27 protein-coding genes, 2 tRNA genes and 1 other RNA gene are annotated in these 26,483 nt (G+C 68.6%); 11 read left to right on the top strand and 19 right to left on the bottom strand.

The annotated features are described in order from the left end of the window. Window positions 1-151 precede the first annotated feature (151 nt). Window positions 152-528: a transfer-messenger RNA gene (ssrA, locus tag ACFWNN_RS43505) on the bottom strand. A gap of 121 nt (window positions 529-649) precedes the next feature. Here ssrA and ACFWNN_RS43500 point away from each other — a divergent pair. Both ACFWNN_RS43500 and ACFWNN_RS43495 read left to right on the top strand, forming a co-directional pair. Beyond that, a complete protein-coding gene (locus ACFWNN_RS43500) occupies window positions 650-1,888 on the top strand; it encodes a sensor histidine kinase (RefSeq protein WP_382445848.1) in 1,239 nt (412 codons plus the stop codon). Beyond that, window positions 1,876-2,517, top strand: coding sequence for a response regulator (locus ACFWNN_RS43495; RefSeq protein ID WP_382445847.1), 642 nt, complete (start codon window positions 1,876-1,878; stop codon window positions 2,515-2,517). The genes ACFWNN_RS43500 and ACFWNN_RS43495 overlap by 13 nt, the downstream gene beginning before the upstream one ends. Here ACFWNN_RS43495 and ACFWNN_RS43490 read toward each other — a convergent pair. From ACFWNN_RS43490 to ACFWNN_RS43460, 7 genes are all read right to left on the bottom strand, one after another. Continuing rightward, window positions 2,502-3,338: an amidohydrolase family protein gene (locus ACFWNN_RS43490; RefSeq protein WP_382445846.1), complete on the bottom strand. Its 837-nt coding sequence runs from the start codon at window positions 3,336-3,338 to the stop codon at window positions 2,502-2,504. The two genes, ACFWNN_RS43495 and ACFWNN_RS43490, sit on opposite strands and share 16 nt — an antisense overlap. Continuing rightward, window positions 3,335-3,814, bottom strand: coding sequence for an SsrA-binding protein SmpB (gene smpB, locus ACFWNN_RS43485; RefSeq protein ID WP_382445845.1), 480 nt, complete (start codon window positions 3,812-3,814; stop codon window positions 3,335-3,337). Before smpB ends, ACFWNN_RS43490 begins: the two co-directional genes overlap by 4 nt. Before the next feature lie 30 nt (window positions 3,815-3,844). After that, on the bottom strand, window positions 3,845-4,747 hold the full coding sequence (gene ftsX / locus ACFWNN_RS43480; RefSeq protein ID WP_382445844.1) for a permease-like cell division protein FtsX: 903 nt from the start codon (window positions 4,745-4,747) through the stop codon (window positions 3,845-3,847). A 40-nt stretch (window positions 4,748-4,787) separates the two neighbouring features. Then, entirely contained in the window at window positions 4,788-5,477 is a 690-nt protein-coding gene (gene ftsE, locus ACFWNN_RS43475) for a cell division ATP-binding protein FtsE (protein ID WP_086666930.1), read from the bottom strand. Between the two features lie 67 nt (window positions 5,478-5,544). Then, window positions 5,545-5,946 (bottom strand): hypothetical protein, encoded by a 402-nt coding sequence (locus tag ACFWNN_RS43470; protein ID WP_382445843.1) that lies wholly within the window; start codon window positions 5,944-5,946, stop codon window positions 5,545-5,547. Continuing rightward, complete coding sequence (prfB, locus tag ACFWNN_RS43465) at window positions 5,919-7,022, bottom strand: peptide chain release factor 2 (RefSeq protein ID WP_382445842.1); 1,104 nt, start codon at window positions 7,020-7,022, stop codon at window positions 5,919-5,921. Before prfB ends, ACFWNN_RS43470 begins: the two co-directional genes overlap by 28 nt. A gap of 82 nt (window positions 7,023-7,104) precedes the next feature. Next, window positions 7,105-7,605 carry a PadR family transcriptional regulator gene (locus tag ACFWNN_RS43460; protein ID WP_030470382.1) on the bottom strand — a complete coding sequence of 167 codons (501 nt, stop codon included), beginning with the start codon at window positions 7,603-7,605 and terminating at the stop codon, window positions 7,105-7,107. Window positions 7,606-7,992: 387 nt separating this feature from the next. On the opposite strand from ACFWNN_RS43460, the gene ACFWNN_RS43455 reads away from it, so the two are divergent. After that, window positions 7,993-8,202, top strand: a complete 210-nt coding sequence (locus ACFWNN_RS43455; RefSeq protein WP_089922009.1) for a hypothetical protein — start codon at window positions 7,993-7,995, stop codon at window positions 8,200-8,202. Window positions 8,203-8,296: 94 nt separating this feature from the next. On the opposite strand, the gene ACFWNN_RS43450 is transcribed toward ACFWNN_RS43455, so the two are convergent. The 3 genes from ACFWNN_RS43450 to ACFWNN_RS43440 all read right to left on the bottom strand — a co-directional run bounded on the left by ACFWNN_RS43450 (window position 8,297) and on the right by ACFWNN_RS43440 (window position 11,748). Continuing rightward, a tRNA-Met gene (locus tag ACFWNN_RS43450) sits at window positions 8,297-8,370 on the bottom strand. A 244-nt stretch (window positions 8,371-8,614) separates the two neighbouring features. Then, a tRNA-Met gene (locus ACFWNN_RS43445) sits at window positions 8,615-8,688 on the bottom strand. A 51-nt stretch (window positions 8,689-8,739) separates the two neighbouring features. Continuing rightward, window positions 8,740-11,748, bottom strand: coding sequence for a UPF0182 family protein (locus tag ACFWNN_RS43440; protein ID WP_382445841.1), 3,009 nt, complete (start codon window positions 11,746-11,748; stop codon window positions 8,740-8,742). 94 nt (window positions 11,749-11,842) lie between these two features. On the opposite strand from ACFWNN_RS43440, the gene ACFWNN_RS43435 reads away from it, so the two are divergent. Further along, on the top strand, window positions 11,843-12,382 hold the full coding sequence (locus ACFWNN_RS43435; protein WP_382445840.1) for a PPA1309 family protein: 540 nt from the start codon (window positions 11,843-11,845) through the stop codon (window positions 12,380-12,382). 213 nt (window positions 12,383-12,595) lie between these two features. Here the strand turns inward: ACFWNN_RS43435 and ACFWNN_RS43430 are convergent, their stop codons facing one another. Continuing rightward, on the bottom strand, window positions 12,596-13,675 hold the full coding sequence (locus ACFWNN_RS43430; RefSeq protein WP_382445839.1) for a PDZ domain-containing protein: 1,080 nt from the start codon (window positions 13,673-13,675) through the stop codon (window positions 12,596-12,598). Window positions 13,676-13,719: 44 nt separating this feature from the next. On the opposite strand from ACFWNN_RS43430, the gene ACFWNN_RS43425 reads away from it, so the two are divergent. Continuing rightward, complete coding sequence (locus ACFWNN_RS43425; RefSeq protein WP_382445838.1) at window positions 13,720-15,030, top strand: zinc-dependent metalloprotease; 1,311 nt, start codon at window positions 13,720-13,722, stop codon at window positions 15,028-15,030. A 71-nt stretch (window positions 15,031-15,101) separates the two neighbouring features. On the opposite strand, the gene ACFWNN_RS43420 is transcribed toward ACFWNN_RS43425, so the two are convergent. Next, window positions 15,102-15,629, bottom strand: coding sequence for a M48 family metallopeptidase (locus tag ACFWNN_RS43420; protein ID WP_382445837.1), 528 nt, complete (start codon window positions 15,627-15,629; stop codon window positions 15,102-15,104). A 195-nt stretch (window positions 15,630-15,824) separates the two neighbouring features. Here ACFWNN_RS43420 and ACFWNN_RS43415 point away from each other — a divergent pair, with 195 nt between their 5' ends. From ACFWNN_RS43415 to ACFWNN_RS43400, 4 genes are all read left to right on the top strand, one after another. Beyond that, window positions 15,825-15,980, top strand: coding sequence for a DUF5679 domain-containing protein (locus tag ACFWNN_RS43415; protein WP_189160476.1), 156 nt, complete (start codon window positions 15,825-15,827; stop codon window positions 15,978-15,980). Window positions 15,981-16,119: 139 nt separating this feature from the next. After that, window positions 16,120-16,827: a TOMM precursor leader peptide-binding protein gene (locus tag ACFWNN_RS43410; protein WP_382445836.1), complete on the top strand. Its 708-nt coding sequence runs from the start codon at window positions 16,120-16,122 to the stop codon at window positions 16,825-16,827. Further along, window positions 16,824-18,134, top strand: coding sequence for an ABC1 kinase family protein (locus ACFWNN_RS43405; protein WP_382445835.1), 1,311 nt, complete (start codon window positions 16,824-16,826; stop codon window positions 18,132-18,134). The genes ACFWNN_RS43410 and ACFWNN_RS43405 overlap by 4 nt, the downstream gene beginning before the upstream one ends. A gap of 111 nt (window positions 18,135-18,245) precedes the next feature. Then, window positions 18,246-18,788 (top strand): hypothetical protein, encoded by a 543-nt coding sequence (locus ACFWNN_RS43400; RefSeq protein ID WP_382445834.1) that lies wholly within the window; start codon window positions 18,246-18,248, stop codon window positions 18,786-18,788. Between the two features lie 980 nt (window positions 18,789-19,768). On the opposite strand, the gene ACFWNN_RS43395 is transcribed toward ACFWNN_RS43400, so the two are convergent. From ACFWNN_RS43395 to ACFWNN_RS43380, 4 genes are all read right to left on the bottom strand, one after another. After that, window positions 19,769-20,641, bottom strand: coding sequence for a class I SAM-dependent methyltransferase (locus ACFWNN_RS43395; RefSeq protein WP_382445833.1), 873 nt, complete (start codon window positions 20,639-20,641; stop codon window positions 19,769-19,771). Between the two features lie 286 nt (window positions 20,642-20,927). Then, window positions 20,928-21,248 (bottom strand): WhiB family transcriptional regulator, encoded by a 321-nt coding sequence (locus ACFWNN_RS43390; protein WP_285637687.1) that lies wholly within the window; start codon window positions 21,246-21,248, stop codon window positions 20,928-20,930. Window positions 21,249-21,346: 98 nt separating this feature from the next. Further along, window positions 21,347-21,625 carry a hypothetical protein gene (locus tag ACFWNN_RS43385; RefSeq protein ID WP_382445832.1) on the bottom strand — a complete coding sequence of 93 codons (279 nt, stop codon included), beginning with the start codon at window positions 21,623-21,625 and terminating at the stop codon, window positions 21,347-21,349. Between the two features lie 151 nt (window positions 21,626-21,776). Then, window positions 21,777-23,846 (bottom strand): ATP-dependent DNA helicase UvrD2, encoded by a 2,070-nt coding sequence (locus ACFWNN_RS43380; RefSeq protein ID WP_382445831.1) that lies wholly within the window; start codon window positions 23,844-23,846, stop codon window positions 21,777-21,779. A 60-nt stretch (window positions 23,847-23,906) separates the two neighbouring features. On the opposite strand from ACFWNN_RS43380, the gene ACFWNN_RS43375 reads away from it, so the two are divergent. Beyond that, entirely contained in the window at window positions 23,907-24,635 is a 729-nt protein-coding gene (locus ACFWNN_RS43375) for a DUF4191 domain-containing protein (RefSeq protein WP_382445830.1), read from the top strand. Window positions 24,636-24,710: 75 nt separating this feature from the next. Here ACFWNN_RS43375 and ACFWNN_RS43370 read toward each other — a convergent pair whose 3' ends face one another. Next, on the bottom strand, window positions 24,711-24,995 hold the full coding sequence (locus tag ACFWNN_RS43370) for a DUF1330 domain-containing protein (protein WP_382445829.1): 285 nt from the start codon (window positions 24,993-24,995) through the stop codon (window positions 24,711-24,713). A gap of 88 nt (window positions 24,996-25,083) precedes the next feature. On the opposite strand from ACFWNN_RS43370, the gene ACFWNN_RS43365 reads away from it, so the two are divergent. Continuing rightward, window positions 25,084-25,989: an AraC family transcriptional regulator gene (locus ACFWNN_RS43365; RefSeq protein ID WP_382445828.1), complete on the top strand. Its 906-nt coding sequence runs from the start codon at window positions 25,084-25,086 to the stop codon at window positions 25,987-25,989. Here ACFWNN_RS43365 and ACFWNN_RS43360 read toward each other — a convergent pair. Then, window positions 25,976-26,449, bottom strand: a complete 474-nt coding sequence (locus tag ACFWNN_RS43360; RefSeq protein WP_382445827.1) for an RDD family protein — start codon at window positions 26,447-26,449, stop codon at window positions 25,976-25,978. The genes ACFWNN_RS43365 and ACFWNN_RS43360 overlap by 14 nt on opposite strands. Window positions 26,450-26,483: the final 34 nt, after the last annotated feature.

Below are 26,483 nucleotides of genomic sequence, written 5' to 3'. Positions count from 1 at the left end.
TACTCCCTTGTCTCTTACACCTTTTTTTGGTGTTGTGTTGTGGTTGTGTTGTTGTTTTGGTGTGGGGGGGGGGGGGGCGCCGGCCCCCCCCCCCCCCCAAGACACCCGAGAACGAAAAGGGCGAGTGCTACCTACGAGCAGCACTCGCCCAGAGTGGAGGTGCCGGGAATCGAACCCGGGTCCTGTGGCGGCTCATCAGGGCTTCTCCGTGCGCAGTCCGCTCTGTCTCTGCTTGACCCCACCAGTCATGCGGACGAGCTGGTGTGACGGGCCCAGTCGCTGTGAGTTTCCCCAACAGTCTCCGCGACCGAGACTGCGAGTAAGCCCTCTAGCTGATGCCGAACACTAGGCCGAAGGCACTCCTAGGTCGACAACCACTAGCTCTGCTGTCAGGCAGCGAGAGCGTAAGCGGTGCGCTTGTCGTTAGACGTGGCGCTTATTGGTTTGCGATGACGCTTGCGGTGGTCTCTCGCCTGCACCGGCACGCTTCCCCTGAATCAACGTCCACAGTCGAAACCGTTCACCCCCTTGTAGTGGTACGCATAGCATAACGAAGGGGGCCAGTGAGTTCTTCCCGAGGCAGGTAGGGCTGTCCCCACCCTCGACCGGATAGCTAGCCAGATGGTCTCTGACCAGCGGGAACGACACCATGGACGTCATGAGGAAACCGAACGCGTTCGCAGCCGGGTTCTACCTGCTGACCAACCTGGTGACCGGCATCTTCTGGTTCACCCTCTCGGTCGTGCTGACGATCGTGGGGTTCGCGACGGTGGTGCTGTGGGTCGGTCTGCCGTTGTTGTGGCTGGCGATGAACGTGGTGCGGACGGGTGCCTCGATCGAGCGGTCGTGGGTGCGGGCGGCGTTGCGCACGGACATCGCGCGGCCGTACCGGGCCAAGCCGGACGGGTCGTTGTGGCTGAAGTGGAAGTCGCAGTTCACGGATCCGGCGACGTGGCGTGACTACGGGTACCTGCTGCTGCTGTTGCCGGTCGGCATCCTCGAGTTCGCTTCGGTGGTCGCGATGTGGTCGGTGGTGGCGGCGTTCCTCGCGGTGCCGTTCTGGATCGGTGAGGCGCCGTTCGCGGTGATCGTGGGCGAGCTCTGGACGATCGACAGCTTCGTGTCGGCGTTGCCGGTGGCGGTGGTCGGTCTGGCGCTGATCCCGTTCGCCGCGCTGGGCACGAGGTGGCTGGGGTCGCTGCACGCCAGTTTCGCGAAGGGCATGCTCGGGCCGAGCAGGGCGGACGAGCTGGCGATCGAGACGGAACGCCTGCAGTCGAGCCGGGCGCGGGGTGTCGAGGCGGCGGAGGCGGAACGCCGGCGCATCGAACGGGACCTGCACGACGGCGCGCAGCAGCGGCTGGTGGCCGTGGCGATGGGCCTGGGCCGGGCGAAGTCCAAAATGGACTCGGATCCGGAGGGTGCGGCCGCGCTCATCGCCGAGGCGCACGCGGACGCGAAGCTCGCCATCAAGGAGCTGCGCGACCTCGCCCGCGGCATCTACCCGTCGGTCCTGGGCGACCGGGGCCTCGACGCGGCGCTCAGCGCGCTCGCCGCGAGGGTGCCGATCGAGGTGGATCTTCAGGTCAGCGTCGAGCCGCGGCCGCCGACCGCGGTGGAGAGCGCCGCGTACTTCACCGTCGGCGAGGCGCTCACGAACATCACCAAGCACTCCAACGGCACCAGGGCGACCGTGCGGGTCAACCGGGTGGACACGGGGGTGCTGGTGGAGGTCACCGACAACGGTCAGGGTGGCGCGGAGCTGAAGCCGGGCGGCGGTCTCGCCGGGCTCGCGGACCGTGCTGCGACCATCGACGGTGTGGTTGTCGTCGTCAGCCCCGTAGGTGGGCCGACCGTGATTCGAGCGGAGTTGCCGTGCGCGTGGTGATCGCCGAGGACTCGGTGCTGCTGAGGGAGGGCGTGCAGCGGTTGCTCGCCGACGAGGGCATCGAGACCGTCGCGGCGGTGGAGAACGGCGACGGGCTGCTGGACGCGGTCACCGAGCACCGGCCCGACCTGTGCGTGGTGGACGTGCGGATGCCGCCGACGTTCACCGACGAGGGCCTGCGGGCCGCGATCGAGTGCCGTCGCCGCTATCCCGGGCTGCCGGTGCTGGTGCTGTCGCAGTACGTCGAGGAGCGCTACGCCGTGGAGCTCCTCGCGGGTGGTGCGAGCGGCGTCGGCTACCTGCTCAAGGAACGGGTGGCGGACGTGAAGGAGTTCGTCGACGCGGTGCGCAGGGTCGCGGACGGCGGCACGAGCATCGACCACGAGGTGATCACGCAGCTCATGGTGCGCAGCAAGAAGAGCCCGGTCGACAAGCTCACGCCCCGCGAACGCGAGGTGCTCGGGCTGATGGCCCAAGGGCTGTCCAACACGGCCATCGCCGCGACGCTCGTGGTGTCCGACGGCGCGGTCGAGAAGCACGTCGGCAACATCTTCGCGAAGCTCGGCCTGGAGCCGTCGAACTCCGAGCACCGCAGGGTGCGGGCCGTGCTCGCCTACCTCGACAGCTGAAGCAGGCGTGCGCCGTTGTCGTGCAGCACCATCTGCAGGGCGGCGGCGTCCAGCCCCCACGACCTGATGGCGTCGATCTGCACCTCGTACGGGTACGGGATGTTCGGGAAATCGCTGCCCAGCACCACACGGTCCGCGAGCCCAGTGACGCGCGCACGCCAGTCGGCCGGCAACGGCGCCATGGCCTCCGAGAACGGAACGCCCACCATCGTCGTGTCGACGTGCACGTTCCGATAGCGCTCCACGAGGTCCAACGCGCCTGAGTAGTCAGGCATCCCCGCGTGCGCGAGCACGGCCGTCAGCCGCGGATGCGCGCGCAACACCTCTTCGAACACGACGAGCCCCGTGTGCTCACCGGGGTACGGCCCGTCACCGCAGTGCACGACCACCGGGACGCCGGCCTCGGCCAGTTGCCCCCACACGCCGTCCAGCAGGGCGTCCCGCGGGTCGTAGGCACCGACCTGGACGTGCGACTTGAAGCACCGCGCACCGGCTTCCAGCGCCTTGCGCACGTACGCCTCGGCACCGGGCTCGGCGTAGAACGTGCCCGTCGGAACGGCCTCGGGCACCCGTGCCGCGAAGTCCGACGCCCAGTCGTTCAGCCACTCCGCCATGCCCGGCTTGTGCGGGTAGACCAGCGGCGCGAACGCCGAAACGCCCAGCTCCCGCAGCGCGGTGAGCCGGGCGTTCTCGTCGGTGCGGTACCGGATGACCCAGTCGACGCCGCTCTCGCGGACTCGGTCGAAGTAGGCCCAGACCTTGTCGAGGACGTTCTGCGGCATGAAGTGGACGTGCACGTCCACCAGTGCCGCCGACGTCATGAGTAGCGACCCTTCAAGGCCCGTCCGTGGGCCCTGGCGATCTCGCGGTTGGCGTCGCGCTTCGCCAGGTCCTGGCGCTTGTCGTAGGCCTTCTTGCCCTTCGCGAGGGCGATCTCGACCTTGACGTAGCCGTCCTTGAAGTACATCTGCAGCGGCACGAGCGACAGACCGGACTCCTTGGTCTTGCCGATCAGCCGTTCGATCTCCGCCTTGTGCAGCAGGAGCTTGCGCTTGCGCCGGACCTCGTGGTTCGTCCAGGTGCCCGCGACGTACTCCGGGATGTGCAGCGCGTGCAGCCAGATCTCGCCGTCGTCGACCTGGGCGAAGGCGTCCACGAGGGACGCCCGTCCCATGCGCAGGCTCTTCACCTCGGTGCCGACGAGCTGAATGCCCGCCTCGTAGGTGTCCAGAATGGACCAGTCGTGCCGAGCCTTGCGGTTCGACGCGATGACCTTCTGCCCGCGTTCCTTGACCATGACGACCAGTCTAAGTGCTCGGCAAAATACTTAAAGCCGCACGTAGAGACGCAGTGTCACGTAGCCGGTCGACGCCGAGATGACTATCGCGACGAGGAACAGCCAGGGCGACACGATCAGGATGTCCAGATAGCCGATCGGCGGGATGATGCCCGACTCGGTCAGGTTTCTGGTGATCCGGTCGAGGAAGAACGCCTTGAACAGCACCAGGCCGCCGACCGCGGTGACGGAGCCGATGATGCCCGCGACGACCGCCTCGATGAGGAACGGCAGCTGCGTGTACCACCGGGTCGCGCCCACCAGTCGCATGATGCCGACCTCGACGCGGCGGGTGAACGCCGACACCTGGATGGTGTTCGAGATCAGCAACAGCGCGGCGAACGCCTGGATGAGCGCGAGAATCAGGGCGACGTCGCGCATGCCGTTGAGGCCCTCGAAGAACCTCTCCAGGAACTTGCCCTGGTCGTCGACGCCCTTCACGCCGGGCTTGCCCTCGAACGCCGACTTGATGACCTCGGTGCGTTCGGGGTCCTCGAGCTTCACCCGGAACGTGGCGGGGATGGCTTCCGGGCGGGCGAGCTTGAGCAGTTCCGGCTGGGCCTCGAAGATGCGCTTGAAGCGCTCGAAGCCCGCGTCGCGGTTCTCGTACACGACGGACTCGACACCCGAGGTCTGGTCCAGCGCGGAACGCAGACCCGCGCACGGCTGCTGGGTGCAGTCCTTGTCGTTGGCGCTGACGTCGTTGGTCAGCAGCACGGAGACCTCGAGCTTGCCCGCGTAGTTGGCCTGCATCTTGTCGACCATGCGGACGACGAGCAGACCACCGCCGAGCAGCCCGAGCGAGATGGCGGTCGTGAGGATCATCGCGATCGTCATCGTGACGTTCCGGCGAAGTCCGGTGATGACCTCGCTGAACACGAAGCTGGTACGCATCGGGGGCGGGGTTCCTTGGGGGTCGGGGATCTAGGGACGCTTAACGGCCGACGCCGTAAACGCCGCGCGCGTCATCACGGACGACCTTGCCGTACGCCAGCTCCACGACGCGGCGGCGCATCGAGTCGACGATCCCGTGGTCGTGGGTGGCCATGATGACGGTCGTGCCGGTGCGGTTGATCCGCTCCAGCAGCAACATGATGTCCTGGCTCGTGTCGGGGTCCAGGTTTCCGGTCGGCTCGTCGGCGATCAGCACCAGCGGGCGGTTCACGAACGCGCGGGCGATCGCGACGCGCTGCTGCTCACCACCGGACAGCTCGGTCGGGAACCTGTCCTCCTTGCCGTCGAGGCCCACCAGCTGCAGCACCTCCGGCACCACCTTGACGATGGTGTTGCGGGGCTTGCCGATGACCTCCAGGGCGAACGCGACGTTCTCCGCGACCGTCTTCGTGGGCAGAAGGCGGAAGTCCTGGAACACGCAGCCGATCGACTGCCGCAGGCGGGGGACCCTGCGACGCGACATCTTGGCCACGTCGAAGTTGGAGACGTAGACGCGTCCCCTGGTCGGCACCTCTTCGCGCAGCAGCAGGCGCAGGAACGTCGACTTGCCGGAGCCGGAAGGCCCGATCAGGAAGACGAACTCGCCCTTCTCCATCTCGACGGACACGTCGTCGAGCGCAGGACGCGTGGAGGTCTTGTAGACCTTGGAAACGTGTTCGAGACGAATCACGAGGCGCGAGTCTACTCATGGCCGGGGTAAAGCCCCCGTTCCGGTTAACTTCTCGCCCCGGAAGGAGTCAATCCCACCAGTTGAAGAGGGCTTCTCCAGCGGTTTCGGGCCGCCAGTAACGCACGTCACGGGGGTCGAGCAGCGGCCAGTCCGCGGCCCTGAACGGCTGCCGCAGCTCGGCCGGTTCCCTGACGTTCAGGCCCAACTCCGCGAGCACGCTCGTGAGCGCCGCGTCGTCAGTGAACGCCAGCGGCATCTGTTCGTGGTCGTGCGTGAGCGCCACGTCACCGGCATGCGTGCGCAGTACCGCGACCGTGGGTCTGTGGTCGCGGTACTCGACGTACGCCGCGCAGAAGTTCGGGGTGACGTCCGGCTCGCACCAGCGCGTGACCGTTCCTCCTGCGCGCCTGGCGGCCTCGTGGACGAGCGCCCTGAAGGCGACTAGCCCTGCTGGGACTGCTTGCGCCACCGGATGCCGGCCTCGAGGAAGTCGTCGATCTCCCCGTCGAGCACCGCGGACGGGTTGCCGACCTCGTGCTCGGTCCGCAGGTCCTTGACCATCTGGTACGGGTGCAGGACGTAGGAGCGCATCTGGTTGCCCCAGCTCGAACCGGAGTCCTTGAGGGCGTCCATCTTGGCCTGCTCCTCCTGCCTGCGCCGCTCGAGCAGCTTCGCCTGCAGGACGTTCATGGCCGTGGCCTTGTTCTGCAGCTGCGAGCGCTCGTTCTGGCAGGACACCACGATGCCGGTCGGGATGTGCGTGAGGCGCACCGCCGAGTCCGTCGTGTTGACGCCCTGGCCACCGGGGCCGGACGAGCGGTAGACGTCGACGCGCAGGTCCTTCTCGTCGATCTCGACGTGGTCGGTCTGCTCCACGACGGGCACGACCTCGACGCCGGCGAACGACGTCTGGCGGCGGCCCTGGTTGTCGAACGGCGAGATGCGGACGAGCCGGTGCGTGCCCTGCTCGACGCTCAGCGTGCCGTAGGCGTAGGGAGCGGTGACGCGGAACGTGGCGGACTTGATGCCGGCCTCTTCAGCGTAGGAGGTGTCGAAGACCTCGACGCCGTACTGGTGGCGCTCGGCCCAGCGCGAGTACATGCGCAGCAGCATCTCGGCGAAGTCCGCGGCGTCGACGCCACCGGCCTCGGCGCGGATGGTGATGAGCGCGTTGCGCTCGTCGTACTCGCCGGACAGCAGCGTGCGCACCTCGAGGCTCGCGATCTCCTCGCGCAGCTTCGCCCGGTCGGTGTCCGCGTCGGCCTGCGCTTCCGCGTCCTCCGCCTCTTCGGCGAGTTCGTAGAGCAGCGGCAGGTCGTCGAGGCGCGCGCGGAGACCGGTGACGCGACGCAGCTCGCCCTGCTTGTGGGAGAGCTGGCTGGTGACCTTCTGCGCCTTCTCCTGGTCGTCCCAGAGGTCGGGGCGGGTGGCCTGCGTCTCCAGGTCCGCGACAGCGGCGCGCAACCCATCGAGGTCCATCACCGCCTCGATGCTCGAAAGCGTCGCGGAGAGGTCCTTGATGTCTGCTTCGACGTCCGGGTTCACGCAAAAAGATTACGCCAGCACCGGTCGTCGGTGGCGACCGGTGCTGCGCTGGCGTCCCCTCTTGCGCGAAGGGAGGGCGTCTTTACGCCGTGGGGATGGCGTCGAGCAGCTTGAGAACGGCCTTCGCGTGAGCGAGACCGAACTCGGCCACCGCCTTGGCGTAGGGGTCCTCCGCCGTCTTGGCCGCGCTCTTCGCGCTTTCCTGTTCCTGACCGTACGTCGAGCGTGCGGTCGTGATCAGGGACTCGCGCTGCTTCGCGGTGAGCGAGCCGGCGTGCACCAGGCGCAGGATGAGCGGGCTGCGCAGGTGGTCCGGGCCCGGCTCGGACAGCAGCCAGTTCTTGAAGGCCTTCTTGCCCGCGGCCGTCAGCACGTACTGCTGGCTGGACCGCGGTCCCTGCTTGCCGAGGCGCAGCAGGCCTTGGTCAGCCAGCGCGGGCAGCTCGCGGTACACCTGGGAGCGGGTCACGCTGAAGAACGCGCCGAAGCGGTCTCCTGCCTCCGCCACCAACTGGCCACCGGTCTTGGGTCCGTCGTGCAGCAGCCCGAGCAGGGCGGCTGCGGTCGCATTCAGGTCTGACACGCCAACAACGTTCCCACGTCTGGGGGAAGCTGTCCACAATGGTCAGCCGTTCTGTCCACAGTGGCTGATCACCGGGCTAGTCTGATGGGCCATGCGGAGCAACGAAAAGTCTCGCTGAGTAAGCGGCAGTTTTCGATCCTCACGCGTTTGGCCTCTTGACCGTCTGTGTCCATCCCGGATGGAAAAGTCCTTTCGCAGAAACGAAAGTCCCGCGCTCTCACTCGATCGGCGGTACGAGCCTCACCGGCCGGAGCCACCCGAATGGACGGACGCGCGCCCGCGTAGCTAGACCTGGTGAAGCCCGCGCGGACCTCTTTCCCACGCCTGAAGTTCCGGGAAAATGATCACTGCCAGGAAGGCGCAGCTGGACGACGGAGGTCGGGGACCGTGAAGAACCTGAACTTGAAGTGGCTGGACCACAAGAAGGTCGCCGCGCACACGAGGGCGTGGGTGACCGGTGGCATCCCGGAGCAGGCCGGCAAGGACGAGTGCATGGTGTGCGGCAAGCAGATCCGCAAGCACCGCACGGTCAACGGCGAGGGCCGCATCTGCTCCAGCATGCTGTGCGCCCAGTACTGGGCGGAGAACATGACCTGAAAGCACACCGGCCGGGGGCCCGCCCTCGGCACGGCTCTGCCTTCAACACGAAAAGCAGAAGGCCCGGATCAGATGATCCGGGCCTTCTGTCTAGTAGCGGGGACAGGATTTGAACCTGCGACCTCTGGGTTATGAGCCCAGCGAGCTACCGAGCTGCTCCACCCCGCGCCGCTTCTAGCTTGTCTTGCTGTTGTAAGTAGAACTATACACGCCCTGGAAACCCGTTTTTCACCACCCCCCACTAACCACGTTTCCGCAGGTGGAGGGCCACGCCGAGCCGCAATCCAGCGCCGGCACCCAGCGTACCCGGTTCGATGCGGCAATCCGGTCGCATGGGTCTCGCCGGCAATCAGCGAGACACTTGCCGAAAAGCAAGAAGCCCGGAACCTGATGGTTCCGGGCTTCTGCCTTGTAGCGGGGACAGGATTTGAACCTGCGACCTCTGGGTTATGAGCCCAGCGAGCTACCGAGCTGCTCCACCCCGCGTCGGTAATTAGAACTCTACGCGGGGTGGAGCGGGGAATGCAAATCGTCAGGTCAGCCTGACGGTGTGGGGCTCGGCACAACCGACGACTGCCCGGTGGAGGGCGACGACGGCGCACCGGTGTTGTACTGCTTGAAGCGCTTCGACGCCTCGTCCAGCTTCGCGTACGCCTGGCCGAGCTCGGTGAAGTTGCCGCTCGACTGCGCCCGCTTGATGTCGGCCAGCGCCGTGTCGATGTCGTTGATCGCCTTCTGCAGGTCCGGGCTCAGGTTCCCGTTCGAAGGCGGCGTCGACGGCGGCGTGGACGGGTTGCTGGTGTTGCCGTTGCCGGTGTTGTCGCTCGGCGGCGGCACGACCGCGCCGGCCCCGCTGAGCACCTGGTCCAGCGCCTCGTTCAGCGTGGACGCGTAGCCGACCCGGTCGCCGTACCAGACGAGCACCTTCGACAGCTGCGGGTACGACGTGTTGTTCGACGCCCGCTCGATGTAGACGGGTTCGACGTAGAGCAGCGCTCCGCCCAGCGGCAATGTCAGCAGGTTGCCGTAGACGACTGTCGTCTTCTGCTGGGTGAGCAGGTTGAGCTCACGACTGACGTTGTCGGACGTGAGGAACTGCGTCTGGATCTGCTGCGGGCCCTTCGCGTCCTGACTGAGCTGCAGGACGCTGATCTTCCCGTAGTTGTCCGGGTCGGAGCCGACCGAGACGTGGGCCGCCATGAACTCGCGGTTCTCGCGCACCAACGGGCTGGTCAGCTGGAAGCGGACCTTGCTCGGGTCGCTCGGGTCACCCGCGAGGACGTAGAACGGCGGCTGGGCGTCCCGGCGCTTGCTCGCCGCGTCGCGCTGGGCGTCGGCCGTCGTCACGTTGTCGATCGTCGGGTCCTGCGGCGGCGCCCAGTAGGCGACACCGGAGTAGAAGTCCGACGGCGACGAGACGTGGTACTTCGACAGGATCTGCCGCTGCACCTTGAACAGGTCCTCGGGGTAGCGGAAGTGCTGACGCAGCTCGTTCGAGATCTCGCTGCCCGGCTTCACCGTGTTCGGGAAGACGCCCATCCACGCCTTGAGGACCGGGTCCTTGTCGTCGATCTGGTACAGGTTCACCGAGCCGTCGTAAGCGTCCACAGTGGCCTTGACCGAGTTGCGGATGTAGTTGACGGGCTTGTTGACCTGCGAGATGACGACGCCGTCCGCGGTGAGCGAGTCGTTCGTCGCGTCACCGAGCTGGGTGCGCTGCGCGTACGGGTAGTTCTCCAGCGTGGTGTAGCCGTCGACGATCCACGTGATGCGGCCGTTGACGACGGCCGGGTACGGGTCGCTGTCCACCGTGAGCCACGGGGCGACGGCCTGCACGCGGTCCCGCGGGGTGCGCTTGAACAGGATCTTCGACTCGTCGGCGATCGACTGGTTGAAGAGGATGTTCCGCTCGCCGTAGTACGCCGCGAACGCCAGCTTGTTGATCAGGCTGCCGATCGGGACGCCACCGGTGCCGGTGTAGGTGTAGGACTTGGCGTCGGTGTCGTACTCCGCCGCCGAGCCGGCCGGGCGGCCGCCGACGATCGAGTAGTCGTTCTGGCCGAACAGCTCGCCGTAGTAGGTGCGCGGCTGGTCGACCTTGATGCCGTTCGGCACGTTGCCGACGTCGCCGTTGGACTTGACCTCACCGGTCTTGAAGTCCGGGTAGCCGCCGTTGGACTCGTCGGCGACCGCGTTCACCTTGTTCGCCTCGGCGTAGACGAAGCCGTTGCCGTGCGTGTAGATGAGGTGCTGGTTGATCCAGTCGCGCTGGCCCTGCGGCAGGCTGTCGAGCTTGAGCTCGCGCACCGCGACGATGTAGTCGCGGAGCTTGCCGTCCACTGTGTACCGGTCGACGTCGAGCTTGTTCGGGAAGCCGTAGAACGGCCGCAGCTGCTGGAACTGCGTGAAGGTGCGCGAGAGCACGGCCGGGTCGAGCAGGCGGATGTTGCCCAGGGTGGCCGCGTCGTTGGTCTTGATCTGATCGTTGGTGACGTTCTGCTTGCCGTCGTACGGCTTCGTCTCGACCTTGTCGTCGGTCAGCCCGAACGACTGCCGCGTCGCCGCGATGTTGCGGGTGATCGACTCGGCTTCCTTCTGGATGGCGTTCGGCTTGACCGAGAACTGCTCCAGCACCGCGGGCCACGCGGCGCCGACGAGCACGCTCGACAGCACCAGCAGCACGGTCGCGATGGCGGGCAGCTGCACGTTGCGCATGAACGCGCCCGCGAAGAACGCCACGGCGCAGAACACCGCGATGCAGAGCAGGATCAGCTTGGCGGGCAGCACCGCGTTGAGGTCCGTGTAGCTCGCGCCGACGAACTTCTCGTTCTCGTGCAGCAGCAGCGTGTACCGGTCGAAGAAGTACGCGACGGCCTTCAGCAGCACGAACGTGCCGGCGACGAGCGCCAGGTGCAGCCGCGCGGGACCCGAGAGCTGACCGCCGCGACCGGCCAGCCGGATGCCGCCGAACAGGTAGTGCGCGATCACGGCGCCGATGAACGACACCGCCGTGGTGATGAACAGCCACGACAGCAGCCACTCGTAGAACGGCAGCTGGAACGCGTAGAAGCCGATGTCGTGCCCGAACTGCGGGTCCGTCACGCCGAACGGCTGCGAGTTGAGGAACAGCTGGATCTGCTGCCAGTCGTTCTGCGCCGACGCGCCCGCGATGAGCCCCACGAACACGGGGATGCCGATCGCGAACAACCGCATCCGCCGCATCACGACCGTGCGGTAACGCGCCACCGGGTCGTCCGGCCCGGACACCGGCACGAACACGGGCCGGGCGCGGTAGGCGAGGAAGAGGTTGAGCGCGACGACGCCACCGACCACCGCGCCGACGGCCACGAACAGCCCCAGGCGGGTGAGCAGCACTGTGCTGTAGACGTCGCGGAATTTCACCTCGCCGAACCACAGCCAGTTCACGTAGGTGTCGAGCAGCCGCGATCCCGTGATGAGACCGAACAGGAGCACAACACCCACGATGAGCAGTATTCGGCTGCGTCGGGACAGTTTCGGCAGTCCGACCGGAGGCCGTGTGGCCACGAGGCACGCTCCTGGATCGCGGTAAATCGATACGTACGTTTAGTCCAACTCTACGGACGACGCCCTGGGTTCCCGTGAAGTCCGCAGTCTTACGATGACACGCGTGTCAGCGAGTGAAACGCCAGCGGTCATCCTCCCCACGGTCGCCCGTGAGGTCGAACAGTTCGTCGGGTCGGGCGGCTGGGAGCAGCCACCGCAACTGTTCGCCCTAGTGGCCACCTCGGATCTGCTCGCCCAGCAGCCGGAGCTGGCCGACCAGCTCGACCCGGAGGCGAGCCCGCTGACCCCGATCGCGCAGGACTCCCTGGAGGGCGACCTGGGCGACGCGCTGGCGGGCATCGAGTGGCCCCCGGTCGTCACCGGCTGCGCCCTGGCCCAGGAGATCGTCGTCCTGCCCCCGGAGGCGGAGACCGAGCTGAGCCACGGCGAACTCGACGACGAGGCGGCCCGCAAGTTCGCGGCCGAACACCCGTCCCGCCGCGAGGCGCGCCTGGTCGCCGCGGTGCTGCGCGACGGCTCGGTCTCCTGCGTGCTGAGGCTGCGCGGCACGGTCGAGGTGCCAGAGGAGGTCGTCGAGCACCCCGAGCTGGCGCCCAACCTCACCGACGCCCTGCTCGCCACGCTGCGGCCCTAGTCCTCACGCCCCCAGGCTGGCACAACCCCGGCACGAGCTCGCGCCGGGGTTGTCAAGTCGTTGCGCGCTGTTCGCGGCGAGCGGACACCGGACCACGCCGCCGAGCGATCCCGTCGCGCTGGCGTCTCAGGAGAACGAGTCCTCCAGCCGGCCAGCGAGGCCGGCTGGACGCTTGACGTGCGGTGAGCGGGGACCGGGTCCCCGCTCACCGAGTCAGCACTTCGGCGTTTCCTTGCCCGCGTTCAGGGCCTCCAGCGACGAGACCGCGTCCGTCAGGGTGTCGACCTTGATCAGCTTGAGGCCCTCGGGCGTCTGCTGCTTCGCCTCGTTGCAGTTGGCCGCGGGCACGAGGAACGCCTCCGCGCCCGCCTCCTTCGCGGCGACCATCTTGAACGCGATGCCGCCGATCGGGCCCACCTTGCCGTCGCCCGCGATCTCGCCGGTGCCCGCGATGGCCTTGCCGCCGTTCAGCTCGCCCGGCGTCAGCTTGTCGACGATCGCCAGCGCGAAGATCAGGCCGGCCGAGGGGCCGCCGACGTCGGACAGGCTGATCTTGATCTTGAACGGCACGTCGGCGCGGTCCACCGGCGAGATGCCGATGAAGCCCGCCGGGCGGCCGTCGTCGCGGGTGCCGAGGGTGAGCTGCGTCGACTGGGAGGTGCCGTCCTTCTCGAACGCCACCTCGATGCGGTCACCCGGCTTGGTGTTCTCCAGCGCCGAGCTGACGTCCGCGGCGCTCTGCACCTGCTTGCCGTTGACCGAGATGATGCGGGCGCCGAGCGGGATCACGTTCTCCGCCGGGCTGCCCTTGGTGACCTGGTTCGCGATCACCATGCCCGGATACTTCAGGTAGTGCAGGGCGGCGACCTCGGCGGCGGTCTGCGACTCGCTGAACGCCCGCTCGTTGTTCTCCTGCACCTCCTGCTCGGACTCGCCGGGCTTGAAGAACTCCTCGCGCGGGGCCAGCGCGTAGCGGCCGGACAGCCACAGGCCGAGCGCGCCGAACAGCGAGACCTCGTCGGTGAGCGAGACCGTCGTCATCCGCAGGGTCCCCTTGGTGGGGAACGTGTCCTGGCCGTCGACCGCGACGACGTCGGTGTCCTTGACCTTGCCGAGCACGTCGTAGGTCGGGCCGGGGCCCAGCGCGACGTACGGGACTCTGGCGAAACCGCCGAGCAGTCCGAGCGCCGCCACCACTAGGAAGCTGACGATCAGCGTCCACGTCCGGCGGGTCAGTCCGCGTTCCCTCGGCGGGAGCGCGGGCGGGGGTGCGGTCGTGACGGTTTCACTCACGGCTGAACAGCGTACGACCATGTCTATCCGCGTACGGTAGAGGCATGAGTGACGTGCCGTTCGGGTTCAGCCCGCACGACCCCGACGACAAGAGCGGGAAGCCGGGAGACAACCCGTTCGACTTCAGTCAGCTGGGCAACATGCTCAGCCAACTGGGCTCCATGCTGAGCAACGCGGGGTCGTCGAGCGGGCCGGTCAACTACGACCTCGCCAAGCAGATCGCGTTCCAGCAGCTGTCCTCGACGACGACCACGATCGGGTTCGGCGCCGACCAGTCGAGCGCGGTCACCGACGCCGTGCACCTGGCCGAGATGTGGCTCGACCCGGTCACGTCACTGCCCGCCGGCACCCGCACGACCCAGGCGTGGACCGCGCGCGACTGGATCGAGCGCACCATCCCGACCTGGCAACGCCTGTGCGACCCGGTCGCCCAGCGCATGTCCGGCGCGTGGGTCGAGGCGATGCCCGCCGAGGCCAAGCAGGCCGCCGGACCGCTGCTGGCCATGCTCGGCCAGATGGGCGGCATGGCCTTCGGCTCGCAGCTCGGCAACGCCCTGGCGCAGCTCGGCTCCGAGGTCCTCACCTCGACCGACGTCGGCCTGCCGCTCGGCCCCGAGGGCACCGCGGCCCTGCTGCCGGCGAACATCGAGAAGTTCACCGAGGGCCTCGAGCGCCCGGCGTCCGAGGTGATGGTGTTCCTCGCTGCCCGCGAGGCCGCGCACCAGCGCCTCTTCACGCACGTGCCGTGGCTGCGGCAGCGCCTGCTCGACACCGTCGAGGAGTTCGCCAAGGGCATCAAGGTCGACACGTCGGCCCTGGAGCAGCTCGCGGGTCAGATCGACCCGTCGAACCCCGCCTCCATCGAGGAGGCCATGGGTTCGGGCCTGCTCGAACCGCAGACGACCCCGGAGCAGAAGGCCGCTCTGGAACGGCTGGAAACCCTCCTCGCTCTCGTCGAAGGCTGGGTCGACGTCGTGGTCGACGCCGCCGTGGCCGACCGCCTGCCCGGCGCGCCGGCCCTGCGCGAGACGCTGCGTCGCCGCCGCGCCTCCGGTGGCCCCGCCGAGCAGACGTTCGCGACGCTCGTGGGCCTGGAGTTGCGCCCCCGCAAGCTGCGGGCCGCCTCCGCGCTGTGGAAGCTCATCGGCGACCAGCACGGCGTCGAGGTGCGCGACAGCGTGTGGGAGCACGCCGAGCTCGTCCCGACCGCCGCGGACCTGGACGACCCGCTGGAGTTCGCCGAGCGCCTGACGAACACCCGCAAGGCGCTGGAGGACCCGATCGCCGAGCTGGAGCGCACCATGCGCGAGGCCGAGGGCAAGTCCGAGGGCGAGGACAAGCCCGACCAGGCCTGATCGGCCCCTGAACGACGCGAAAGCGCCCGGCGAGCACACCCTCGCCGGGCGCTTTCGCGTTCAGGTCCGATTCAGTCCTCGGTGATCCCTAAGCCTGCGGCGGCCGAGAGACCCTCCAGATAGCCCATGGCCCGCTCGGTCTTCGGGTAGCGGTGGACCCACTCCCAGAAGTCCTTGCCGTGTCCTGGGACGAGCAGGTGCGCCAACTCGTGCACCAGCACGTAGTCGAGCACCCACGGCGGCACGTCGCGCAGCCGTTCGGACACGCGGATCGTGCCCTCGGTCGGCGTGCACGACGCCCACCTGGTGCGCATGGGCGGCACCCAGCGCACGCTCGCGGGGTCCGCCAACGAGTCCAGGTAGCGCGCCGAGAGCTCGGCGCACCGCGCCATGAGCGCCTCATCCGATGTGCGCGCAGGAGACTTCCTGCGCGTCTCGCTGCGCTGGAGGCGGCTCAACATCTCCGCCACCCAGTGCTTCTCTTCCCCCTTGGTCATCCGTGCCGGTAGGAGGACGACGACGGTGTCACCCTCCCGGTACGCGCTGACCATGCGGCGGCGCCGGGGGCTCCGCCGCACTTCCACCCGCGGTTCGGCCATGGAGTCACCGTAAACGCCGCCACCGACAATTTTCCGCCCCCAACCGGCGGCAGGCTCGCACCCGGCGGGTGAAGTTCCACCGAACGGCGGCTGGACACGCGCGGAATCGACATGCGCGGTTTCGCACGCTTGCGGAGGTACCGTCGCGCCAAGGTCCCCGAGTGTGTCCGCACTCACAACTGCAAGGGAGGGGCTGTGGCCGAGTCCTACAACGGCTATTGCGTCAAGTGCCGCGAGAAGCGGGACTTCGACGGCAACGTCGAGGAGACCAATGGTCGGCGCATGGCGAAGGGCACCTGCCCTGTCTGTGGCACGAAGATGACGCGGATCCTCGGCAAGGCCAAGGTCTGACGTTTTGGCTGGCAGGGGGCCTCGCCCCCTGCCAGTCTGTACCGCTGTGGAGACAAGACCCAGAGTGCGCGCCGGACTGGCCGTGGTCCGCAGATCCGCCGGTGTCGTGCAGGTCGGAACGGACCCGAAGCACGCCCTGGTGATCGACTCGCTGTCCGACGCGCTGGTCGACGAGCTGATCAATCTCGATGGCCGGCTCACCGTCGCTGAACTGGGTGAAAAGCTGAAATCCCGAGGCGACGACCTCACCCGCTTGAGTGAAGTTCTCGAATCGCTCGATCAGGCAGGACTGCTGGAGTCCGGTTCCCCCGCGAAGAGCGGGACGGCCGCGGTGCACGGGTCGGGACACCTTGCTCTCTCAATTACTTCGCTTCTAGCGGAATCCGGCGTGCAGCTGGCGCACAACGCCGATTTGACCGTTTTGGCGGCGACGCTCGTCCCCGACCCGAACCTCGTGAGCACGCTGATGGCGTTCCGCACGCCGCATCTGGCCGTGCGCGTGCGTGAGGGTGTGGCCATCGTGGGGCCGTTGGTGCTGCCCGGTCGTTCGTCGTGCTTGAACTGCGCGGACCTGCACCGCACCGACCAAGATCCGCAGTGGCCCGAGATCGCGGCCCAGCTGGTGGGCAGGCCGGCCTCCTACGACGTGCTGTTCGCGTCGGGAACGGCGGCGCTCGCCGTGGCGCAGATCCTGGAGTCGCTGAACTACGTCACGGGCCGCGACCAGGCTCCTCCGCCCGTGGTGAACGCCACCGTCGAGCTCGACCTCGCGACCGGCGTCGCTGAGAGGCGAAGCTGGTATCCGCACCCTGACTGTCAGTGCTCCGCACATAACATGGCCGAGTGACCGAGATTCCGCGCAAGGCCGTGCAGCGCACCGCCAAGCTGGCGAGCCTCCCGCTCGGGGTGGCAGGCCGGGTTGTCGGCGGCTGGGGGAAGCGACTGACCGGACGCGCGGCCGACGAGGTCAACGCCGAGGTGACGGCCAAGACGGCGGAGCAGGTGTTCGCGGTGCTCGGCCAGCTCAAGGGCGGCGCGATGAAGTTCGGCCAGGCGCTGAGCGTGTTCGAGGCGGCGGTCCCGGACGAGCTGGCGGCCCCGTACCGCGAGGCGCTGACGAAGCTGCAGACCGCAGCCCCGCCGATGCCCGCCCGCACCACGCACCGCGTGCTCGCCGAGCAGCTCGGCACGTCCTGGACGAAGCGCTTCCAGTCGTTCGACGACGACCCGGCCGCCTCGGCCTCGATCGGCCAGGTGCACCGCGCGGTGTGGCACGACGGCCGCGACGTGGCGGTGAAGGTCCAGTACCCCGGCGCCGACGAGGCCCTGCGCGCCGACCTGAAGCAGCTGCTCCGGTTCTCCCGCCTGCTGCAGGCGATCATGCCCGGCACCGACGTGCGCCCCCTGCTGGAGGAGCTGCGCGACCGGTACCTGGAGGAGCTCGACTACCGCGACGAAGCCGCGAACCAGCGCACGTTCGCGAAGGCCTTCGAGAACGACCCGCACGTGCTCGTTCCCCGCGTCATCGCCTCGGCCCCCAAGGTCATGGTGACGGAGTGGACCTCGGGCGTGGGCCTGTCGAAGATCATCCGCGACGGCTCCGCCGAGGACCGCGACCTGGCGGGTCAGCTCCTGGCCGAGTTCCACTTCTCGGCCCCCTCCCGCTCGGGCCTGCTGCACGCCGACCCGCACCCCGGCAACTTCATGCTGGGCGACGACGGCCGCCTGCGCGTGATCGACTTCGGCGCCGTGGCCCGCCTCCCCGACGGCCTCCCGAAGACCCTGGGCCTGATGACCCGTCTGGCCCTCGACAGCCGCTCGGCCGACCTGGTCGAACTCCTGCGCACCGAGAACTTCATCCGCGAGGGCATGGAACTGCACGGCGAGGACGTCCTCGGCTACCTGGCCCCGTTCGTGGAGCCGCTGCGCACCGAGTCGTTCCACTTCACCCGCCGCTGGCTCCAGTCCCAGGCAGAGCGGGTGGGCGACCTCCGCAGCCCGGACTCACAGACGGGCCGCTCCCTGAACCTGCCGCCGCAGTACCTCCTGATCCACCGCGTGACGATGGGCGCCACCGGCATCCTCTGCCAACTCGACGCCCACGTGACCGCGCGCGAAATCGTGGCCCGCTGGCAACCAGGATTCGACGACTGACGCGGCCCGCTGACTTGGCCGAGCAACTCGGACGAGTGAACAACCCCCAAGTTATCCACAGGTTGGCCTCAGCCCCACTTCACCACCCCGGCTGTGGTCCACGATGGCTCCATGACCTCAGTCGCCACCACCGCTGACCTGCGCAAATCCGGCCTCTCCGCACGAGCGATCCTGCACGCCTGCACCCCGTCGGGCCCCTGGCAAAAGCTGCTGCCCGGCGTAGTCCTGACCACTTTGTCCCCACCGACCCGCCTGGACCGCCTGCGAGCAGTCCTCTCCTTCGTGGGCCTCTCTGCGGTGATCACGGGAGCCGACGCCCTGATCCGCCAAGGCGCCTCACTCCCCCTCCCCCGCCACATCCACGTGCTGGCAGGAACGAACGCACGCCGAGCCCACCCGTGGATCCTGCTGGAACGAACAACCCGCCCTCCCGAGGTAGTCGAACGCCACGGCCTACGCCTGGCCGCGCCGGCCAGAGCCGCCCTGGACCTGGCCCGCCGAGAAACGAACCCACGAGCGGTTGTCGAGATCCTCGACGCCGTGGTGGACGCCCGCCTGTGCACGCCACGCGACCTGCGAGAGGAACTAGAGGCAGGCTGCCGCCGAGGAACAGCCCTGGCCAGACATGCCTTAAGCCACCTCTACCCACCGTGACGCCCAGCCCTGCAGACCGATGGCGGCGACGGCCCAGACAGAGGGAGGTGGGCGCTGCTAGCGGCCAAGGCTGAAGCGACCCGAGGTGGGTAGAGGCCAGGGCCAGCGGCGGGCAACTGAGGCAGGCAGAGGCGCGCGGCCTTGATCAGCCCGGCCATCCTGGCGGCGGGCCAGGGCTGAGGCCGCCCCCAGGTTGGGCCGGGTCTGCGGGCGACCGGGATGGGCCGGGGTCTGCGGGCGACCGGGGTGGACAGAGGCCGGGGCCTGGGGGCGATGGTTGCTGGGTTCGCAGGTGATTGCCAAGGCCCAAGCCGTAGCTGGAAGGAGATGACGCAAGGGCCGGCGGCCGGTGCAGTGCCAGCCGCGAATGGCGCACCCGACCACAGTCGCCGACGCAAGGCGACCACCGTCGCAAGCCAGGCGCGCGCTCTCAACCGGCAGCCGTCAACGCAAAGCCAGCCACCTACGAGTCCTGGCACGCGATGCCGAAGGCGAGCCCGAACGGGCTGATGCCCGCCACAGAGCCGGTTACGCCGCTCATGGCGATTGGGGCTTGACTTTGGGTGCGAGGTGCTAGCTTCTCGAGCTCGGCCGGGCGCTTTTCAGCCCGGCCTTTTCCGGCCGACCAGCGCCTCGCAAGGGCCCCGAAGTCAAGCCCCAATCGCAACGCCCAGGGTCTTTCGTCGAGACCCGCGCAACCAACCCTCGCAACCGCAGCCCAACCAACAAAACGCAACCAACCCCGCTGGAACGCGACATCCCAACGAAACCGGCACCACGCAAACCGGCAGGTCAGCGCCAGTACTCGTCAGGCAACTTGCCCTCGATGTCCCGAACGTGGGTCTTGGCGCAAACGTGACACAACCACCGCACCCCACCCCCAACCCGTTCCGAAGACCAAGCCAAGAACTCCAACTCAGAAACGGAGCCCCGTCCAACCCCACACCGATAACAAGAGGCGACCGACAAATCCCCCAAGCTCACCGCCGCCGCCCAACATGAACGGTGTCGGTCTCGAGCAGAAACACGTCCTCCCGAGCCCCGACGAACTCCGAGTCGGAGGGGTTGAGCAGCCGGCGCAGAGCCTCACGGTCGGAAGGATGCAACTGCGGCCCGGCGACCTCGCCCAACCAGGTCAGCCGGTCGACGGCCCAGTCCCGCACCAGCTGCTTGGCCGGAGCCGGATGGTCGACCACGAAGCTGAAGGCGCTGATCTCCCCGAGACCGGCGTCGGCCAGGGCGACGTTCCACCCGACGGGCAGGCGGACCGAGCCGGTCATGTTCTCGCGCATCGACACGAACCACGAGGCGCGGGCAGCGGCGAGTCGGTCCTGGAGGCCGGGGGTGCCGACGCCCAGGTCCCACGGCAGGAAGCGGGTCTCGAGGCCGCCCTCGGCCAGCGCCAGCCAGCCGCCGGGTGCCAGTGCCGCGACCAGGCGGCGGACGCCTCGTTGCTGGTCGGGGAGGTGGTGGACGACTCGGGAGCCCCAGATGAGCTCGACCGGGCCGGCGAAGGTCAGCGGGTCTTCCGCGGCCAGGTCGGCTAGCACCGGCTTGATCTGCACGAGGCCGTCGGCCTCGGCACGGGCCGCGGTGCAGGCTGCGTCCAGGAGTTCCGGGGTGGCGTCGACCAGGACCAGGACGCCGCCGCCGTGCTCGCGCAGGGCCGCCACGAGGGGGACGCTCATGGTTCCGGCGCCGCAGCCCACGTCCATCACGACCGGGGAGTCGGGGAGCGGTTCCACCAGTCTGCGCGCCACCGCCTCCAGGGCTTCCTCCTGCAGGGAGCCGTAGCGCCTCATCGCGTGGAGGCGGGATGACCAGTCGATTCCGTCGTGAGTGTGGTGCGGCACAAAGGGAACGGTACGGAGGAACGGCGAAGGCCGCCATCCACCTTCTCGTGGATGACGGCCTCAGCTCGTGACTGTCAGAGGTCGAAGCGAGCCGCTCTGCGTCCCGCCCATCGCGACAACCTGCGCCAACGTTGCGCTGTCGCGAGGCGGTTCGCCACGCGTTGCTCTTCAGCGAACCTCTGGGCTTCTTGTATTCGTATTCGCACGAGTTCTTCGTTCAGAGACATGGGAGTCAGGCCCTCGTTCAGGTAGGCGGGCATTGCGCTGTGGTTGAGCTGCGAGGTGTTCACGCCGCCGACTCCGTCCTGCTGGCCGGAACAACTGCCGCGTCCTTGCGCGGACGGCCACGCGGCCGCTTCCGCGCGATGACGACACCACGCTCGAAGATCTCTCCACCCCAGACGCCCCACGGCTCGTGACGCGCGATCGCGCCGGCGAGGCACTCGGCGAGGACCGGGCAGGTCCCGCAGAAGGACTTCGCCTTCTCCAGGTCAGCTGGAGCGTCGGCGAACCAGAGGTCGGGGTTGTGGGTGCGGCAGGGGATGTCGAGCCCCTCCGCGAGGTCCGGAAGTGTCTCGCCCGTGAGCGGGACAGTCGCCGTCAACATCAGGTGTTTCTCCTTGTGTGGGGTACTGCAAAAACACGAAAGCCGCGGACTCTGTGCGAGTCCGCGGCTTTCGTGAGCCTGGTGGTCCTTCGACCCCTCTATGGGGTCGGCAGGAGCCTTCTCACTTGATGCGCGGACAGCGCATTCGTGTAGTTGTGGACGTCATCGATGACCGGCAGCGCGATGGGCTGCTCGTTGCGCAGTTCGGCGCCGGCCAGGGCTGCACTGCCGCCCCGCAGAGCGGTGCCGCGCTCGCGTCCCTTGAAGCCCACCGGCTTCAGGGCAGAGCTCTGCCACATCGCTTGGGCGGAGGCAGACGCGCAGAGGCCCTCGGTCAACGGGAGGCCGAGCGCGCGCGAAGTCAGTGAGAGCTTCACAACGGTCACCTCCGACATAGAGAGCTCTGCTGCTGAGAGCTAGAGCGTGTGTAGTAGTTCTTCTTCCCCAGACGGGTCCTCCGGACCCGGCATGAGCAGGTTATGACCCCGTACCTGAGGCTCGCAACCTATTTAACGAAACTTGTCCCGATCAGGTGGCGGAGTACCCGACACCGGCTCGGACCAGGCTCAACACGTCGTCACCGAACTTATCAAGCTTGGAGGCGCCGATGCCCGAGATCGCGACCAGTCCGGCCGAATCCGTGGGTCGCTGCTCGGCGATCGCCATCAGGGTCGCGTCGGTGAAGACGACGTACGCGGGCACCTTCAGCTCCCGCGCGCGTCCCGCACGCCACTGACGAAGCGTCTCCAGCAGCTCCTCGTCCACATCGGACGGGCAGGACCTGCATCGGCCGAGCTTGACGGCCTGCGCCTCGACCAGCGTCGACGCGCACACCCGGCAGGTCGGCTTCTCCTTCTTCATGAGAGGTGGCCTGGCCGCGCCCGCAGATACGCGCGCGGCCGGGTGGTTCTCGGGAACGAGGTTGTAGAGGAAGCGGGACCGGCGGCGGTACTTGCGCCCACCGGCCGCGCGCGCCAACGCCCACGACAGCCAGATGTGCTCACGCGCGCGCGTGACACCTACGTAGAGAAGACGTCGTTCTTCTTCGACCTTGGCCTCGTCGCCGTCGGCGTACTGGATCGGCATCGTGCCCTCGACCAAGCCGACGAGGAACACGGCGTCCCACTCGAGGCCCTTCGACGCGTGCAGCGACGCCAGCGTCACGCCTTCGACCGTCGGCGGGTGCTGCGCCTCGGCCCGCATGTCGAGCTCGACGCAGAACCGCGGCAGGTCGGCCTCGGGAGAGGCGGCGGCGAACTCCTCGGCCAGCTCGACCAGGGCGAGCAACGACTCCCAGCGCTCCCGCGCGCTACCACCGGTCGGCGGCTCGTCGGTCAGCCCGACGCGCCCCAGCGTGGACCGCACGACCTCGGGCAGGCTCCCGGCGACCTCGCCGGCCGAGCGCAGCGTGATCATCGCCTGGCGCACCTCGGCCCGCTCGAAGAAGCGCTCGCCGCCGCGCACCAGGTACGGGATGCCGAGCGACGCGAGCGCCTGCTCGTACACCTCGGACTGGGCGTTCACCCGGTAGAGGATCGCGATCTCGGACGCCGCGACGCCCTCGTCGAGCAACGTCTTGATGCGACCCGCGACGGCATCGGCCTCGGCCGGCTCGTCGTCGAACTCGTGGAACCGCGGCTTCGGCCCTTCCGGCCGCTGTCCGATCAACTGCAGCCGCGAGCCCGCCGGACGCCCGCGCGCCCACTTGATCACGTCGTTGGCCAGCTCCACGACCTGCGGCGTCGACCGGTAGTCGCGTTCCAGCCGCACCACGACGGCCTCGGGGAACCGCCGGCCGAAGTTCAGCAGCGGCTGCGGCGAGGCGCCCGCGAAGGAGTAGATGGTCTGGTTCGCGTCGCCGACCACGGTCAGGTCGTCGCGCGCGCCCAGCCACGAGTCGAGCACGCGCTGCTGCAACGGCGTCACGTCCTGGTACTCGTCCACGACGAAGCAGCGGTAGCGGTCGCGGAACTCCTGGGCGACCTCGGCGTTGTCCTCCAGCGCGCCCGCCGTGTAGAGCAGCAGATCGTCGAAGTCGAGCAGCTGCGCCTCGTTCTTGAGCTCCTCGTAGGTCCGGTAGAGCTTCATGATCTGCTCGGCGGGCGCCGGGATGTCCCGCGCGGCGCGGGAGGCGGCGGCCGGGTAGTCCTCCGGCGCCAGCAGCGAGGCCTTCGCCCACTCGATCTCGCTGGTCAGGTCCCTCAGCGCGTCCGACTCGGTCGGCATGCCCAGCCGGTTGGCGGCACGGCCGACGACGCGGATCTTCTGGTCGACGAGCTCCCAGCGCGGACCACCGATGACGCGCGGCCAGAAGTAGCGCAGCTGACGTGACGCGGCGGCGTGGAACGTCACGGCCTGTGCGCCGTGCACGTCCAGAGAACGCAGACGCGTGCGCATCTCCCCCGCGGCGCGCTTCGTGAACGTCACGGCCAGGACCTGCGACGGAGCGACGTGACCGCGTTGGCAGAGGTACGCGATGCGGTGCGTGATGGTGCGCGTTTTGCCGGTACCGGCACCCGCGAGCACGCAGACCGGGCCGCGCGGAGCCTCGACCGCTGCGCGCTGTTCCGGATCGAGACCCTCCAGCAACGCGTCCATCCCGGCAGTCTCGCAGACGGCCGATGCGAGTCTGATACCACCGCGCCGTATCCTGTCCACATGGCTGGTAAGCAGGACAAGGCGGCGGCGAAGGAAGCGGCGAAGGTTCGCCGCGCGGCTTCTCGCGAACGACGCAAGCAGATCTTCGAGGCGTTCAAGATGCAGCGCCGCGAGGACAAGGCGCTCGTGCCGCTGATGCTGGGCGCGGTGCTGGGCGTCACCGCCATCGCCGTGGTCCTCGGCCTGATCTTCAACGCGGTCTGGATGTTCGTGCCGCTGGGCGTCGCGATCGGCGCGCTGCTGGCCGTGATCATCTTCGGCCGCCGCGTCCAGAGCAACGTCTTCCGCAAGGCGGACGGCCAGCCGGGCGCGGGTGCCTGGGCCCTGGAGAACCTGCGCGGCCGCTGGCGCGTCACGCCCGCCGTCGCGAACACCACGCAGCTCGACGCCGTGCACCGCGTGCTCGGCCGTCCGGGCGTGGTCCTGGTCGCCGAGGGCGCCCCGCAGCGGGTGAAGCCGCTGCTCGCGCAGGAGAAGAAGCGCATCTCCCGCGTCGTCGGCGAGACCCCGATCTACGACTTCATCATCGGCACCGAAGAGGGCCAGGTCCCGCTGAAGAAGCTGCAGTCGACCCTGATGAAGCTGCCGCGCAACATCACGGCCGCCCAGGTCGACACCCTGGAGACCCGCCTCGCCGCGCTGGCCAGCCGCGGCCCGGCCCTGCCCAAGGGCCCGATGCCGGCGGGCGCCAAGATGCGCAACGTCCAGCGCGCGATGCGTCGCCGCTGACGCCGAGCCACCGAGCGCCAGCTCCCACCACGTGAAGAGGCCCGCCGCGCATCCCGTGCGGCGGGCCTCTTCACGTCAGGCGCCCCCGACGGCGACCCGCACCGTCGAGTACCTCCTCCGCAACTCCTTGAGCGGCGCGTACTCCGGTGAGTTCCAGAAGTCCTCCACCGCCTGCCTGCTCTCGAACTCGTGGATCACGAGCCTGCGCCACGACCAGTCGCCCTCCAGCACCAGCGGCGCCGCGTCGTCGAGGACGTTGCGCGCGCCTGCCTTCTCCATCAACGGGAACACCGCGTCCACGTACTGCTGGAAGCCCTCGGCGTCGGCGATGTCCGAATCGATCACTACGTAAGCGGTCATGCGACCAACGTAAGGACCAGCTGACGGTCGTCTCCATGTGCAAAACGGCCCGGAACATGCGTGATCAGACCGCACGTAGGGTGAAGTGGTGGACGTCCTCACCGATGTCATCGCCACCATGCGCGTGGGCCGGGCCAAGTTCACCCGCTCGCGCTGGGCCGGTTCCTGGGGTCACCGGTTCGGCCCGTACCCCGGCGCCGGTTTCCACGTCGTCGTGCGCGGCTCGTGCTGGTTGATCACGCGATCGAGCGCGCCGGTGCGGCTCGACGCCGGCGACGTGGTCTTCCTGCCGCACGGCGCCGAACACGGTCTCAGCGACCACCCGGACCGCACCGTCGCCGAACTGCCCCCGGCGCGCGACGAGGACCACGCCCCGGACGACCCCGACGCGCACACGCACCTGGTCTGCGGCGCGTACCGGCTGGACCGCGGCCAGGCGCACCCGTTCCTCCGCGCGCTGCCGGAGGTGGTGCACCTGCGCGCCCGGCCGGGACGGCACCCCGCGTTGCGCGCCGCCGTGGACCTGATCGGCGCGGACGTGGTCGAACGCGAGCCCGGAGCCGGCGCCGCACTGCCCGCGCTGCTCGACCTCCTGCTCGTCTACCTGCTGCGGGCGTGGCTGGAGGAGGAGTCCCTGCGCGTTCCCGGTGCGGGCTGGTGCGCCGCGTTCACCGATCCGGTCGTCGCCACCGCGTTGCGCCACATGCACCGCACCCCCGCGCACGGGTGGACCGTGGGCGAACTGGCCGAGCGGGTGGACATGTCCAGGACGGCCTTCGCCCGCCGGTTCACGACGCTGGTGGGGCAGTCCCCGATCGCGTACCTCACCTGGTGGAGGCTGAGCGCGGGCGCGCGGATGCTGCGCGACGGCGACGAGACGCTGGCCGCGGTGGCCAGGCAGGTCGGCTACACGTCCGAGTTCGCGTTCGCGGCGGCGTTCAAGCGGGAGTTCGGCGCGGCGCCCGGCCGGTTCCGGAGGGCTAGCGGACCTTGATGACCACGGTGCCCGCGGCCTTGTCGTGCAGGCAACGGCCGTCCGCGTCCCAGACCAGCGCCGGGATCAGCGGGAAGATGAGGACGGTGCGCAGCAGCGCGCGCGGCAGGTGCACGAACTGCTTGCCGTCGATCCGCGCCACCCGGAGCCCGAACAGCGCGTGACCGGGCGTGAACCCGAAGAACGCGACCGCGACGGTGGTGATGACGAACCAGGCGAGCAGGCTCCAGTTCTTCGGCAGGTCGGGCTGCGTGAACACCCCGGCGACACCGGCGGCCAGCAGGAAGTCGACGAGGATCGCGAACGTCCGCCGCCCGATCGAGGCGATGGACCCCGGCCCGTCCTTGGGGAAGCCGTGCCGCTCACCGCGCCAGCGCTGTTGCGTGCCGTCGTTCGAGCCTTCACCCGGCGACAGCACTGAGTCGGGTCCTGACAGCCACGAACCGGTCCACCTGCTCACCCCACCAGAGTAAAGCCGTGCTCAACGGGTGAGC

Origin of the sequence: Lentzea sp. NPDC058450, from assembly GCF_042721395.1 — a bacterium.
GTDB lineage: Bacteria > Actinomycetota > Actinomycetes > Mycobacteriales > Pseudonocardiaceae > Lentzea.
Note: the sequence above shows the minus strand (reverse complement) of the source record. Positions and strands in the feature narration are given on the sequence as shown.

Coding starts and splice junctions, on each gene's coding strand:
- ACFWNN_RS43500 (WP_382445848.1), top strand. CDS start 650: ATGGACGTCATGAGGAAACCGAACGCGTTCGCAGCCGGGTTCTACCTG.
- ACFWNN_RS43490 (WP_382445846.1), bottom strand. CDS start 3,338: ATGACGTCGGCGGCACTGGTGGACGTGCACGTCCACTTCATGCCGCAG.
- smpB (WP_382445845.1), bottom strand. CDS start 3,814: ATGGTCAAGGAACGCGGGCAGAAGGTCATCGCGTCGAACCGCAAGGCT.
- ftsX (WP_382445844.1), bottom strand. CDS start 4,747: ATGCGTACCAGCTTCGTGTTCAGCGAGGTCATCACCGGACTTCGCCGG.
- ACFWNN_RS43435 (WP_382445840.1), top strand. CDS start 11,843: ATGACACGCGTGTCAGCGAGTGAAACGCCAGCGGTCATCCTCCCCACG.
- ACFWNN_RS43425 (WP_382445838.1), top strand. CDS start 13,720: ATGAGTGACGTGCCGTTCGGGTTCAGCCCGCACGACCCCGACGACAAG.
- ACFWNN_RS43420 (WP_382445837.1), bottom strand. CDS start 15,629: ATGGCCGAACCGCGGGTGGAAGTGCGGCGGAGCCCCCGGCGCCGCCGC.
- ACFWNN_RS43400 (WP_382445834.1), top strand. CDS start 18,246: ATGACCTCAGTCGCCACCACCGCTGACCTGCGCAAATCCGGCCTCTCC.
- ACFWNN_RS43390 (WP_285637687.1), bottom strand. CDS start 21,248: ATGTTGACGGCGACTGTCCCGCTCACGGGCGAGACACTTCCGGACCTC.
- ACFWNN_RS43380 (WP_382445831.1), bottom strand. CDS start 23,846: ATGGACGCGTTGCTGGAGGGTCTCGATCCGGAACAGCGCGCAGCGGTC.
- ACFWNN_RS43375 (WP_382445830.1), top strand. CDS start 23,907: ATGGCTGGTAAGCAGGACAAGGCGGCGGCGAAGGAAGCGGCGAAGGTT.
- ACFWNN_RS43370 (WP_382445829.1), bottom strand. CDS start 24,995: ATGACCGCTTACGTAGTGATCGATTCGGACATCGCCGACGCCGAGGGC.